This is a genomic window from Acinetobacter sp. LipI_15, from assembly GCF_058242865.1.
The window spans coordinates 1,853,058-1,865,291 of the sequence record NZ_JBZAYN010000001.1; the positions used below are offsets into that span (position 1 = coordinate 1,853,058).

General features: G+C 38.8%; 13 protein-coding genes and 1 pseudogene. 7 read left to right on the plus strand and 7 right to left on the minus strand.

Annotated elements, in window-relative coordinates:
• Positions 1–6 precede the first annotated feature (6 nt).
• Complete coding sequence (locus tag AC4CU0_RS08895; RefSeq protein WP_180106200.1) at positions 7–1,266, minus strand: putative DNA modification/repair radical SAM protein; 1,260 nt, start codon at positions 1,264–1,266, stop codon at positions 7–9.
• A gap of 215 nt (positions 1,267–1,481) precedes the next feature.
• On the opposite strand from AC4CU0_RS08895, the gene AC4CU0_RS08900 reads away from it, so the two are divergent.
• Entirely contained in the window at positions 1,482–2,525 is a 1,044-nt protein-coding gene (locus tag AC4CU0_RS08900; protein ID WP_490742968.1) for an NAD(P)H-dependent flavin oxidoreductase, read from the plus strand.
• Between the two features lie 220 nt (positions 2,526–2,745).
• On the opposite strand, the gene dusB is transcribed toward AC4CU0_RS08900, so the two are convergent.
• The gene (dusB, locus tag AC4CU0_RS08905; RefSeq protein ID WP_257222171.1) at positions 2,746–3,765 is read right to left on the minus strand and encodes a tRNA dihydrouridine synthase DusB; all 1,020 of its coding nucleotides are present in this window, start codon (positions 3,763–3,765) and stop codon (positions 2,746–2,748) included.
• A gap of 128 nt (positions 3,766–3,893) precedes the next feature.
• Here dusB and AC4CU0_RS08910 point away from each other — a divergent pair.
• Positions 3,894–4,249, plus strand: a pseudogene (locus AC4CU0_RS08910) (tyrosine-type recombinase/integrase); the annotation flags it as partial.
• Positions 4,250–4,265: 16 nt separating this feature from the next.
• Here the strand turns inward: AC4CU0_RS08910 and AC4CU0_RS08915 are convergent.
• Positions 4,266–4,613 carry a hypothetical protein gene (locus AC4CU0_RS08915; RefSeq protein WP_168377460.1) on the minus strand — a complete coding sequence of 116 codons (348 nt, stop codon included), beginning with the start codon at positions 4,611–4,613 and terminating at the stop codon, positions 4,266–4,268.
• A gap of 447 nt (positions 4,614–5,060) precedes the next feature.
• Here AC4CU0_RS08915 and AC4CU0_RS08920 point away from each other — a divergent pair, with 447 nt between their 5' ends.
• On the plus strand, positions 5,061–5,807 hold the full coding sequence (locus tag AC4CU0_RS08920; RefSeq protein WP_026056797.1) for an IS5 family transposase: 747 nt from the start codon (positions 5,061–5,063) through the stop codon (positions 5,805–5,807).
• 915 nt (positions 5,808–6,722) lie between these two features.
• Positions 6,723–6,893, plus strand: a complete 171-nt coding sequence (locus tag AC4CU0_RS08925) for a hypothetical protein (protein ID WP_490742969.1) — start codon at positions 6,723–6,725, stop codon at positions 6,891–6,893.
• Positions 6,894–6,985: 92 nt separating this feature from the next.
• Here AC4CU0_RS08925 and AC4CU0_RS08930 read toward each other — a convergent pair whose 3' ends face one another.
• Positions 6,986–7,195, minus strand: coding sequence for an acyl-CoA thioesterase (locus tag AC4CU0_RS08930; RefSeq protein WP_180007934.1), 210 nt, complete (start codon positions 7,193–7,195; stop codon positions 6,986–6,988).
• A 120-nt stretch (positions 7,196–7,315) separates the two neighbouring features.
• The gene (locus AC4CU0_RS08935; protein ID WP_168377709.1) at positions 7,316–7,498 is read right to left on the minus strand and encodes a hypothetical protein; all 183 of its coding nucleotides are present in this window, start codon (positions 7,496–7,498) and stop codon (positions 7,316–7,318) included.
• Between the two features lie 277 nt (positions 7,499–7,775).
• Between AC4CU0_RS08935 and AC4CU0_RS08940 the strand changes: the two genes are divergently transcribed.
• The 3 genes from AC4CU0_RS08940 to AC4CU0_RS08950 all read left to right on the plus strand — a co-directional run bounded on the left by AC4CU0_RS08940 (position 7,776) and on the right by AC4CU0_RS08950 (position 9,957).
• Entirely contained in the window at positions 7,776–8,981 is a 1,206-nt protein-coding gene (locus AC4CU0_RS08940) for a DUF1615 domain-containing protein (protein WP_490742970.1), read from the plus strand.
• Positions 8,948–9,577, plus strand: a complete 630-nt coding sequence (locus tag AC4CU0_RS08945; protein ID WP_490742971.1) for an HAD-IB family hydrolase — start codon at positions 8,948–8,950, stop codon at positions 9,575–9,577. The genes AC4CU0_RS08940 and AC4CU0_RS08945 overlap by 34 nt, the downstream gene beginning before the upstream one ends.
• 176 nt (positions 9,578–9,753) lie before the next feature.
• A complete protein-coding gene (locus tag AC4CU0_RS08950; RefSeq protein WP_078188800.1) occupies positions 9,754–9,957 on the plus strand; it encodes a hypothetical protein in 204 nt (67 codons plus the stop codon).
• Positions 9,958–10,041: 84 nt separating this feature from the next.
• On the opposite strand, the gene AC4CU0_RS08955 is transcribed toward AC4CU0_RS08950, so the two are convergent.
• Positions 10,042–11,136, minus strand: a complete 1,095-nt coding sequence (locus AC4CU0_RS08955) for a fatty acid desaturase family protein (protein WP_078193588.1) — start codon at positions 11,134–11,136, stop codon at positions 10,042–10,044.
• Positions 11,137–11,148: 12 nt separating this feature from the next.
• Positions 11,149–12,216: a ferredoxin reductase gene (locus AC4CU0_RS08960; protein ID WP_490742972.1), complete on the minus strand. Its 1,068-nt coding sequence runs from the start codon at positions 12,214–12,216 to the stop codon at positions 11,149–11,151.
• Positions 12,217–12,234 lie beyond the last annotated feature (18 nt).

Consider the following 12,234-nt stretch of genomic DNA (forward strand, 5'->3'; position numbering starts at 1 on the left):
TGTATCCTAAAATCCTAAGTTCAATTGTGGAGAAACTTGCTGCGTATATTTCGACTGACCACTTTGCAAGATCTGCTGACGTATTTGATGTGGCTGTTGATCTCGAATAAATTTGGGAGAATCTTCACAACGTATAAAATGTTGTGCTCTATTGTAGGAAATACCCATACGTTTTAATTGGTCGATATGGATTTTCCCAAATCGTCGTGCTTGAACAATTTTTTGAGCAGAACGCACACCAATACCCGGCACTCGCAAGATCATCTGATATTCTGCACGATTGATATCCACGGGAAATTGCTCTGGATGACGCAGTGCCCACGCTAATTTTGGGTCAATATCCAGCTCTAAATTTGGATGCTCTTCATCGACCAATTCCGTCGCTTCAAAACCATAAAAGCGCATCAACCAGTCACTTTGATACAACCGATTTTCTCGTAATAACGGTGGCGCAGACCCCACAGCTGGCAGCGCACGCTCCTCTTCATTAATGGGAATATAACCTGAGTAATACACACGCTTAAGCTTAAACTCTTTGTAATGACGGTCTGCCATCAGTATTACATCACGGTCAGACTCTTGATGTGCGCCCACCACCATTTGCGTCGTTTGTCCTGCGGGTACAAATTTAGGTACAGTGCGTATTATTTTTCGTTCATCTTTGAATTGAATCAAACGATCTCGGACGATACCTAAGTCCTTTTGAACTTCGACATGGCTTTTTTCAGGTGCAAATTTTTTTAAACCATCTTCTGTCGGCATTTCCAAATTAATGCTCATACGGTCTACATATAAACCTGCTTCGGTAATGATTTCCTGAGATGCCCCCGGAATAGTCTTCAGATGAATATAACCATTAAAATTTTCTTCTAAACGCAGCTTTTTCACCACTTGCAACATGCGCTCCATGGTGTAATCCGCCGATTTAAAAATCCCCGAACTTAAAAATAGCCCCTCAATATAGTTCCGACGATAAAAGTTCATGGTCAAATCGACCACTTCCTGTACCGTAAATGCTGCGCGCTTTACATCGTTACTCCGACGGGACACACAATATGCACAGTCAAAAATACAGACATTGGAAAATAGAATTTTTAACAATGATACGCAGCGGCCATCTTCGGTATAGCTATGGCAAATACCGTTTCCAGTGTTACCCAGACCTTTGTCTTTATTTTGGCGCTTGCTACCACTCGAAGAACATGAGACATCATATTTGGCAGCATCGGCTAAAATTTGCAGTTTTTCACGGATACGTTCAGACATGGGAGAGTTTTAAAATTTAAAATGATCAGAGCATTAATTTTAATAGGATCAACCTCAAAAGTCGGGTCATACATCATCAATACGACATGAGGTGTCGCTTAATTTTAAGCACAGCATTGGTGCAGGCTCCAGGCCATTTCGATATGAAATAACGAATATTATTTGCTTAATTTCACTCGCTTGGGCAAAGTAATTAGAGTGATTGGAGTATGCACATGACTTTATTAGAAAAACTTGGCATCAAACACCCTATATTTCTTGCCCCGATGGCAGGTGTTTCTACATCTGAGCTTGCTGCAGAAGTGTCAAATCAAGGTGGGCTTGGTTCACTGGGTTTAGGTGCAAGCAGTGTTGAGAATGCACGTCAGCAAATATTACAAACTCAAGAACTTACTGACCAACCTTTTCAGGTCAATTTCTTTTGTCATGACACTGTAGAACTCGATGAGCAAGTTGCTGCCAAATGGATCATGCAATTTAAATCACGCTTTGCCCAATATAATGCAGAAGCTCCAGAAGCACTCAACTGTATTTATCCAAGCTTTAAAGACAATGACCAGTTTCTAAACCTCGTATTGGAAACGCGCCCTAAAGCGGTGAGTTTTCATTTTGGCATTCCGCACCCACATCAAATTCAGGCCTTAAAACAAGCGGGTATTTTGACTCTAGTTTCTGCAACCAATTTAGCAGAAGCTAAACTGATCGAAGCTGCGGGTATTGATATCGTGATTGCTCAAGGTATTGAAGCTGGTGGTCACCGTGGCATTTTCAATGAAAACTTCGATAGCAGCGTTAAAACTCGTGACTTAGTTCAGCTCTTGAAACGCCATATTCAATGCCCCGTTGTTGCAGCTGGTGGCATTATGAATGGACATCAGGCCTATCAAATTATGGAGTTGGGTGCAGATGCTGTTCAACTGGGCACTGCTTTTGTGCAATGCAAAACATCAAATGCAAATGAGGCTTATCGCAAAGCACTATTTGATGCGCCCATCACGCAGATTACATCAAGTATTTCAGGCCGGCCTGCACGTGGCATTATCAATAACTGGCACACAGATATTGATACGCCGACTCGCCCAACCGTTCCGGCTTACCCATATAGCTATGATTTAGGCAAACAATTACATGCAGCAGCCAGCAAGCATGGCGTACATGAATATGGTGCATTTTGGGCAGGAACCAATGTCTCTCAAATACGTGAATTGGAAGCACCCGACTTGATCAATCAATTGGTTTTAGAAATGCGCTTTAACTAAGACCTCGCTCAACGCATCATTTAAACATGAATGCCTAATAAAAAGCCCTCAACATTGAGGGCTTTTTATGTGCAATTTAGGCTGTCATCGATGCACAATTTAAATATTTGTTTTAGATCATTTGAATAAAGTTAGTTAAATCTATTTCAAATAAATCTAACTAGCTTAAATCGACTTACTTTGTATCACATTGCACAGATCCATTTCGATTGGCTTTAAGTTATTTGGTTTCAAGCAAATTGACCTGATCAACTTGAACATCACTCATGATCTGACCATGATCGAGTAAGTGATTAAAATAGTTCTCGACGACTTTATATTGATCTGCTGTAGATTCAACTTTATACATATTTTGGCGGAACTCATTACTAGAGCGTAAACCCTTTGTGTACCAAGCAATATGTTTACGTGAAATTCGACAACCTGAATATTCACCATAAAAACCATATAATTCAGACAAATGTCCGAGCAATACGTCACGAACTTCCATAATACTTGGCGCAGCCATATGCTCACCTGTCGTCAGGTAATGTCCAATTTCACGGAATATCCATGGGCGACCTTGAGCTGCGCGACCAATCATGACTGCATCGGCACCAGTATAATCCAATACATATTTGGCTTTTTCAGGTGTATCAATATCACCATTGGCAATCACAGGAATATTGATCAACGATTTCACATCTTTAATTAAGCTATAACGCGCCGTATTCAGATACATATCTTCACGTGTACGACCATGAAGCGCCAATGCAGCAATCCCAGCTTCTTCGGCACGTTTCGCAACGCGCATAATGTTTTCATGACCATTGAGATAGCCCAAACGGGTTTTTAAGGTCACGGGCACATCAACTGCATCAACCACAGCATCTAAAATGCGAGCCACTAAGTCTTCATCTTTGAGCAGCGCTGAACCTGCTAACTTATTACAGACTTTCTTCGCGGGACATCCCATATTAATGTCGACAATTTGCGCACCATTTGCCACTTGATAGCGAGCGGCTTCAGCCAGTTCAGCTGGATCTGACCCTGCAATTTGGGCAGAAATAGGCGCTATTTCACCATCAAAATTGGCACGATAAAGACTCTTTTTACTCATGCGTAGTGTCTTATCTGCCGTCATCATTTCACTGACCGCATGACCTGCACCAAAGTATTTGCAAAGTGTACGAAATGGGCGATCTGTAACCCCTGCCATAGGTGCCACCCACAGTTTTCTCTCGATGGGACGATCGAACAATTCTTGAATGACATTGTTTTTACTCAAAATCTTTAACCTCGTTTAACTTCGTTTAGTCGCTCCGTATTGACTTTTAATGCTCTTTAGTTGCACCTATTTGCATCACGAAATTTCAATGTTGCAAATTCATAGGTACAGTCACTAAGCGACAAACAAAAGACGGTACAACTCGGTATAGAGCTCAAGTCCGCGTACAACTTCAAGGCTACCCAGAATTCAAGCAATCCAAAACATTTAGCTAAAAGTCTTTGGCTGATGAGTGGATTAAACGCGCAGAGGCAGAAATTGAATTGCACCCTGAAAAAATGTTGAACCCTGAGGTGCAACTTAAGCAAAAACACTCAGAGAATTCATATTTCAGTATTTGGATGAGGCGGACAGTTTTGCTAGGACAAAAACAGGAGCACTACAGCATATCGCTAGTTTAGATATTTCTGAAAAGAATATCTATTCTTTAACGCGACAAGACTTTTCTGATTACGCCGCTTCTTATAAAAGTATTAATCTTTCTGAACACCAACATTATCTGCATCAAATTCTAATGACATTTTCTCATATAGCTTGCTTTCAGCTGCATCTAAGCGAGCTTTTGCGGCAGCTAATGGTTTCCGGTAATAAAGATAGCTTTTCATATCTTTATCACAGCTATCCAGTTTTTCCTCACAATCACTATCATTCCTTTTGGCTTCTCTAGACTCTCTGATTATTCTGTTGTAATTATTTTTGGCTTCGTACCATTTAAATTCAATTACATTATGAGCATTTGATGGTTCATCTTTAGCATAGCAGTTCACTGATGCTAGGAAGCAAATTGTTATTCCGTTAATAATTTTGGTTAGATAATGCACTTTTGATGCTCGTTAAATTGGATGTTATTGTAAATAGTAACGTAATCTAACCCACCTGCCATAGGTGCCACCCACAGTTTTCTCTCGATGGGACGATCGAATAATTCTTGAATGACAGGATGTTGACTCAATGTTTTAACCTCTAGCTATATTTAGCAAATGATACCCGAACCACATTCGAAATCTTCGAATCCACTTTTAACAATGCTAAATTCAAATGTATGTTCGCAAAATCTGTTGAGCGTAAAAACGTTTCATGGCAATGATTATGCAATTGAATGATGACAATGAACATCAACATCGTTCAACGCTTAAATTGAGGAATTTGAAGCTTCGGAATTGGACGGCAAATTTGCAATGCGATAGTTTAGGGTCTGTTGACATTTGTTGATTAAAAAAATAGCGAGATAGTAAAATTAAATCGCCAAACCCAATTTTACACTCGCTATGCCTCGAACAATGCTAAATGATCAACACTGGTCCAAGTTACTTGCTATTTTCCGTCACTTTAATATTTATCTCAAATTAAATTTACGGAATTTTATTGAAGCGATTTTATTTCGAATTAGAACAGGCTGTCCTTGGCGTGATTTACCTCAAGAGTTTGGTAAATCAAATTCTATTTTTAAGAAATATAATCGATGGTCTAAAAATAGTAAGTTTATGAATATTTTTAAATTATTCAGCCAGCATGCTGATAAAGAGTGGATTTTTATCGATGGGAGCCATGTACGAGCGCATCAACATTCAGCTGGTATTAAGAATCAAAGTATTTCCAAAAGTATTGGTGGTAATAGTTCAAAAATACATTTAGCAATCGATTCAAATGGTAATCCTATTGAATTTATTATTTCAGATGGAACTTCACATGATATTAAGGTTGCACCTGATCTTGTATCAAAATTAGATTTAACAGAGTCAGAAATGCTATGTGCAGATAAAGGCTATGATTCAGAAAGTTTCAGAAAGAAAATTAGAGAAAGTAATACGAAAGCAAACATTCCTCGAAGATCAAATGCCAAATCTAGCAATGATGATATGGACTGGTATATGTATAAAATCAGACATTTAGTTGAAAATGCATTTTGTAGATTAAAACAATTTAGAGGAATTGCCACAAGATACGATAAGCTAAAACGTAACTATCAAAGCGCTGTTGCTTTAGCTTGTATATTTATATGGTTGCCTCTTTAGCTCAATTTATCGGCTGTAAATGTCAACACACCCTAGTAATTCCAAACAAAAATTTCTACGCTTTTGCTTAAGAGTCGTTGAAAGTTATGCATATACCTTCTAGCTAACACACTATCGATTCAACATCAGACTTTCAGCAGATCTGCCTGTACAGGTGTTACTATAGAGGGATACTGCTAAAATCATTGAAAACTTAAATCTATAAATTCACATCAGTGAGTTGAACTTTATGAAAAAATTGAAAATTCTCTCTTTTATATTTTTCGCTACCATATTGACTGCCTGCCAACAACCGAATGACGAGGTAGCTGCAGCTGAAAGCCAAAACGCTGATTAAACAACGGAACAAGCGACTCAACAATTTGAGCAGTCAGATGCGCAAATCAGTCAATACCTTGATGTTTTAGATGCCCCAAGCACATCTATTAAGGAAAAAACACAAGTCTTATGTCATGACTACCCTCATGAATATAAAACTAACTACATGCCTGCCATGCTCAAACTCGCAGCCCAAGACTATACTCAAGATAAAATGTTGAATGATTTGAAGATTGCACAGGACTATTACAAAGAAAAACTCAAAATTGAATGCCCTGCTGAATAACCTCCGTTTCATCATGGCGTCATAATTGTGCGATAAATTATAATTAAGCGAAAAGTGGGTAAGTTTCGCTGTAATAACAACGTAAAATATACTTCCCGATTTATTCGGGTTTTTCTTTTTAAAGCTTTCAAATAATAAACGGCAATTGAATGGCACATATTATTTTGTGATAGACTTCAAAATACTGATTTAATTTGATAATTTTTTCGTTGAAATTCACAATTTGGACACAGAACAATCTATTTTAATTACACGTTTCTCATGATTAATACATTAAGTTATTTTTCCAAAAATAGACTGAAGATTGAATCATGAAAACTTTAAATAAAGCACTTTTTGCTGCACTTATCTCGACGGCGGCTGCAACTACATTTGCTGCTGAAGAACAAAAAGTTGAAGCTGCTGCATCTGAAGTTCAAACGACTGAAGTTGCTCAAGACGCAACTGAAGCGGCACCTGCTTCTGAAGCTGTTGCAAAATAATTGAGCAAAAATTTAAAAGCCCACAGATAGTGGGTTTTTAAATTCACAGGCATTTTTAAGTCTTTCGCAGCTTTCAATGAATTTGACTTCAATTATTTAAAATATAAACGTTGAATTTGACGTGCCCGCCGGTTTAAACCTAATACTTCTTTTCTTTGTAAAATGTCTTCTTCACTAAATCCCAAGCGCTGGATTAATTCAGACATAGCTAAATCTGCATGTTCGATCAACACGGCATCTTGTTCCGTTGACCAAATCACGGTTGATACCGTTAATTTGTGCTGGCGTTTTAAATTTCTCATTTGCACAGTATAAAAGACTTTGGACACATCAACAAAAAAGCCCACCCGATGTGAGCTTTTTGCAAAGACTGATTAGTGTTCATCTATTGGATTGAAAAATAGATTTACTGAACGATGATGTTAAAGATTTTCATCCTTCGTGATCATCACTGAGGTTAAAATTGGAACGGCAAAACAAGGTAGTAAGAGTAAGATCCAATATTCCACCATCGGTTTAGCCACAACAAAGTTAATAATGATTGCCCCCAATACCATAACTAACGCAATCAAACCCAAGAAACGACTGAAAAATTTAGCTGGCATAATAATCCCCTTAAAAAATTTATGGATTTCAGCTAGTATATACCTGCATTTTTTATAATCTGTTGAAAATGATATTGGAATATTCATCTATTTAGCTCAAAAAGCATTCTTTTTCCAATCATCCCAACCAAACTGCTTGTTTCTACACGTGTAGATCTCCATAAATAGATTGACAGTCACCTATGAGGCATATACATATTTATTCATTACTTATGTATTTTGCATAGTATACTGCTCCTGCTTTGTCGCCCCCATATGGCTGAGTTTATTGGAAAATATGAACAAAACTTTTTCGACCACATTATGCTTTAAATCCCTTTCTGTACTGGCTTTATCCATTGGCTTGACTGCCTGTGGTAATGGTTCATGGTGGAGCAAAGATGAACCCACTATGGAAGCGGAACAGATTAAAAAAGCCATTCCACCTCGCGTGAATGATCGTCTGTCATGGGCCAATGATATCTACGACATTAGTGATCAGCTCGGTATTCCGACCACGAAAGAAAATGTCTGTACGATTGTTGCTGTGGTCGATCAAGAGTCCAATTTTGTTGCTGACCCACATGTGCCGGGGCTCGGTGAAAAAGCCGTTAAAGAAGTTCAAGATCGTCTTGAAGAAAAGTTTAAAGATAAATTGGGTGATGGCATCGGTGGTACAGTCGCTGGCTATTTCCAAGATGTGTTAAAAAATCAGCCGAGTCCTGAAGATAACTATTTGAGCCAAATGCGCCGCGTTCAAACTGAACGTGAGCTAGACGAGCTATATCGTGAAATTTTTGACTATATGTCTAAACACTATCACGTGAGTGCGTTAACAGGCGCGGCGAAATTGGTTGGACAAGATATTGGTGAAAAGCTCAACCCCATTACCACTTTAGGTTCGATGCAGGTCCATATAGGCTATGCCAAAGACCATAAGCGCCAAGGTGGAAATATTGCGGCACTACGTACAGATATGTATAGCCAATATGGCGGTTTGTATTACGGCATTCACCGTTTAATGATGTACCCGGCTGAATATGACAAACCGATTTATCGTTTTGCAGATTATAACTCGGGTCGTTATTCGAGTCGTAATGCGGCATTCCAAAGCATGTTGAATGACTTAACCCCTGCTGAGCTCGATTTAGATGGTGACCTCTTACTTTATAATAAAGATGGTTCTCCACGTTCAGCTAAAAGCCAGTCTGAAACCGCGCTGATTGCCGTTTTTGCAGAAAACAATGTGATCGCGACGCCACGTCAAATTCGTTCAGATCTTAAAAAAGAAAAAGATCAGGACTTTGAAGATACTTTGACGTATAAAGCGGTCAAAAAGTTGTACCAAGAAAAGACTGGTAAAGAACCGTTTTATGCCATGATGCCTGAAGTCGTAATTTCGGGGCCGAAATTAAGCCGTGATTACAATACCAATTGGTTTGCCACACGAGTCGATGGACGTTATCAAACATGCATGCGCCGCATCAAAAATCTAAAACTCTAGCCTTATTTGATTTTGACGGAACCCTGTGTAACAAAGACAGTTTTACAGGGTTCATCTTCTATTCCCTGCCTAAACGGCATATCGTGCGCCAAGGGATTAAAATTCTCCCTTGGATTCAAGGCTATTATCTCAAGCTATATCCTGCACATGCAATGCGTCCTCGCCTTTATGCTGCAATGTTTAGCCAAGCCAATCATGAGCAGGTTTTAAATCAAGCAGCGCAATATGCTGAACATTTGATGGCAGAACTCAATCCTTCACTGTATGAACAATTACAGCAACACCAAAAACGCGGTCATGAAGTTGTATTGGTTTCTGCATCCGTCGATTTATATCTTAAACCTGTGGCTGAAAAGCTCGGGGTCAAACTGATCTGTACTGAAACTGCAACCAATAACCAAAAACTGACTGGTTTATATGAAACCTTAGACTGTAGTGGTGAGCAAAAGAAAATTCGCGTTTTGGAGCAATTTAACCTTCAAGACTACGAGTATGTTTATGCCTATGGAAATAGTGATGAAGACCTCGCTATGTTCGAATTGGCCACCCACCATTTCATGAATGGACAGGATAAGCGCCTACCGGAACTCGACTAAAGTCGAGTGATTTAGTTTGTTTTATTAATCAAAGTTAACAATCACAAACTTAAATTTAAGTCGCTCTAATATATGATTAAATTTTGAAAATTCTGCTTTTATTTTGGCTTTATAGTGTGCTATTTTTCTCATTAATTAGAAATAATGCGGTCAAATATTAAAAGCGGGAAAAGAATATGAATCAATTCAATCCACCGAAATATGTCAAAGGCCTCCATATTAAATTTGGCGAAAATCCATTTGTACTCCTTGCTCAATTTGCCTTCTCAGCCACTCGCCAGATGTGGACGAAAGAAGAAATTGAATTGGTCATTCGTATGGCTAAAAAAGGAAATTATATGAATTTGATTAAGATCCTCAAATTACATATCAAAAAGTGAAGTAAATATTTACCCCAAAGTTAATATAAAAAAGCCATGCAAATGCATGGCTTTTTTGATCCAGTAACTCAAGCGTAGCTTTTATTACTTTTTAAATGGAAACGCATATTTCACAATACGTTTTAGTACACTGCCGTACTGTTTCACTAAGCTTGCGTTGTTATAGTTCAAACCATATTTTTCACATACGGCCTGTACTTTTGGCGCCATTTTACGATAACGACGCGCAGGAACATCTGGGTATAAATGGTGTTCGATCTGATGGCTTAAATGCCCTGTCAAAATATGAAATGCTTCTGAACCGGTAAGGTTTGAAGAACCACGAATTTGGCGCATGTACCAATGTCCACGACTTTCATTTTCAAGTACTTTTTTCGGGAAAACTTCAACATCTTTGGTAAAGTGACCACAGAAAATAATACTAAACGTCCAAATATTACGAAGACCATTCGCAACGAGGTTCCCTGTGAGTACAGGTAATGCTGCAGGCCCTGCAATAAGCGGGAAGAACACATAGTCTTTAAATAATTGCTTGCCGATTTTGGCTTGCATTGGCTTCCATTCTTCTTTGGTCTGTTGTTTTGTTTTGCGACCTTTAAAGTATTTACCCAATTCAAGGTTTTGAATGGCAACACCCCATTGGAACAATAAGCAAAATGGAATACTATAAATCGGTTGTAATAGATAGCCCGGCTTCCAACGCTGTTCTGGGAACAAACGAACGAGACCATAACCAATATCATCATCCATACCTTTAATGTTGGTATAGGTATGATGTTTAAAATTGTGAGTTTGGCGCCAGTTATCTGCAGTACCCACGATATCCCATTCATAAGTCTGACCATTGAATTTAGGATCATTCATCCAGTCATATTGACCATGCATGACATTATGACCTAATTCCATGTTTTCCATGATTTTGGCAAAACCTAAAAGACCTGTGCCTAAAATCCACGCTGGCGGAAACCAACCTGCAAACAATAATGCACGACCCGCCATAGATGAATATCGAATGGTCGAATACACACGGCGAATGTATTTCGCATCCTTTTCACCTAAGTCATCTAAAACTTCTTGCTTAATCGCGTCAAGCTCACGCGCAAGTTCATCTAATTGCGATTGGGTTAACTCACGGTTTTTAGGATTTTTAAAATATTCAATTTTTACAGGCATGTTCATATTTTTTCTACCTTATAAATCAATAACAAGATCTGACTGTGCTGAGTTCACACAAATTTTGAGTAAATTACCCGGCTCTGTATTTTGGCTACCATTGACCATATTTTTAGTCGAACCTTCAACTTTGTTGCAGGCACATTTATTACAAATGCCCATACGGCAACCGTGATTTGGTTTGATATTTTGCTGTTCAAGACTGGCTAGAATTGATTGGCCTTTTGGGATACTGACGGTTTTATTGGATTGTGTAAGCGTGACATTCACAAAGCCAATGTCATCCGTTGCAATTGGGCTCATGCTAAATGCTTCACTCATAAAGCATTGTGCATGATCAAATAACGCTTCGGCCTGAGTGACGAAACCCGATGGACCACATGCAAACACTGTACTGTACTCAATGGTGTCAAATTGAGCAGCGTGAGCGGCATTTAATCGTGGATCAGCAACTTCTTCTTGGGTAAAGAAAATTTGAAATTTAAAGTTTGGATATTGATTTGCCAAAGCTTCGAAGCGTAATTTGAATGCAGCATCATCGTGATACTTAACCCAATACATTAACTGAATTGGTTGCTCCGCAATTTGCTTAGTTTTGCTCATCCCTTTCAACAAACTCAACATTGGCGTAATACCACTACCCGCAGCCAATAGTAGCAAGGGTGTAGAATTTGACACCAAAGTCATATCACCAAAAGGCTGACCAAATTCTAAGATGTCACCAACTTGTGCTTGTTCTACCAGCCAAGTACTCACAATACCCGTATTCACTTTTTTTACGCTAAGCAATACGTGTTGATCATCTAACTGAGTCAAACTATAAGTACGTTCGTAACGGATCCCATTTACACGAGCAAAAACAGGATGATGCTGACCAGCTTCACCCATTTTAAACAAACGGTTCACCTGTATAGTTAGGCTGACCATCTCATTTGCTGCATTTTCTTTTTGTACAATTTTGCCGAGAGCCTGATTACCAGACCATAACGGATTAAATTTCTGCAACCAGAAATTTACCGCATTGACGTCTACAACACTGTCTTTGAGTGCGTTTAAAGACTTTTTCGCTTTTTCGAGTACATGCATAATCAAATACAACTCATG

Coding starts and splice junctions, on each gene's coding strand:
- AC4CU0_RS08895 (WP_180106200.1), bottom strand. CDS start 1,266: ATGTCTGAACGTATCCGTGAAAAACTGCAAATTTTAGCCGATGCTGCC.
- AC4CU0_RS08900 (WP_490742968.1), top strand. CDS start 1,482: ATGACTTTATTAGAAAAACTTGGCATCAAACACCCTATATTTCTTGCC.
- AC4CU0_RS08920 (WP_026056797.1), top strand. CDS start 5,061: ATGCCTCGAACAATGCTAAATGATCAACACTGGTCCAAGTTACTTGCT.
- AC4CU0_RS08925 (WP_490742969.1), top strand. CDS start 6,723: ATGAAAACTTTAAATAAAGCACTTTTTGCTGCACTTATCTCGACGGCG.
- AC4CU0_RS08930 (WP_180007934.1), bottom strand. CDS start 7,195: ATGAGAAATTTAAAACGCCAGCACAAATTAACGGTATCAACCGTGATT.
- AC4CU0_RS08935 (WP_168377709.1), bottom strand. CDS start 7,498: ATGCCAGCTAAATTTTTCAGTCGTTTCTTGGGTTTGATTGCGTTAGTT.
- AC4CU0_RS08940 (WP_490742970.1), top strand. CDS start 7,776: ATGAACAAAACTTTTTCGACCACATTATGCTTTAAATCCCTTTCTGTA.
- AC4CU0_RS08945 (WP_490742971.1), top strand. CDS start 8,948: ATGCATGCGCCGCATCAAAAATCTAAAACTCTAGCCTTATTTGATTTT.
- AC4CU0_RS08950 (WP_078188800.1), top strand. CDS start 9,754: ATGAATCAATTCAATCCACCGAAATATGTCAAAGGCCTCCATATTAAA.
- AC4CU0_RS08955 (WP_078193588.1), bottom strand. CDS start 11,136: ATGAACATGCCTGTAAAAATTGAATATTTTAAAAATCCTAAAAACCGT.
- AC4CU0_RS08960 (WP_490742972.1), bottom strand. CDS start 12,216: ATGCATGTACTCGAAAAAGCGAAAAAGTCTTTAAACGCACTCAAAGAC.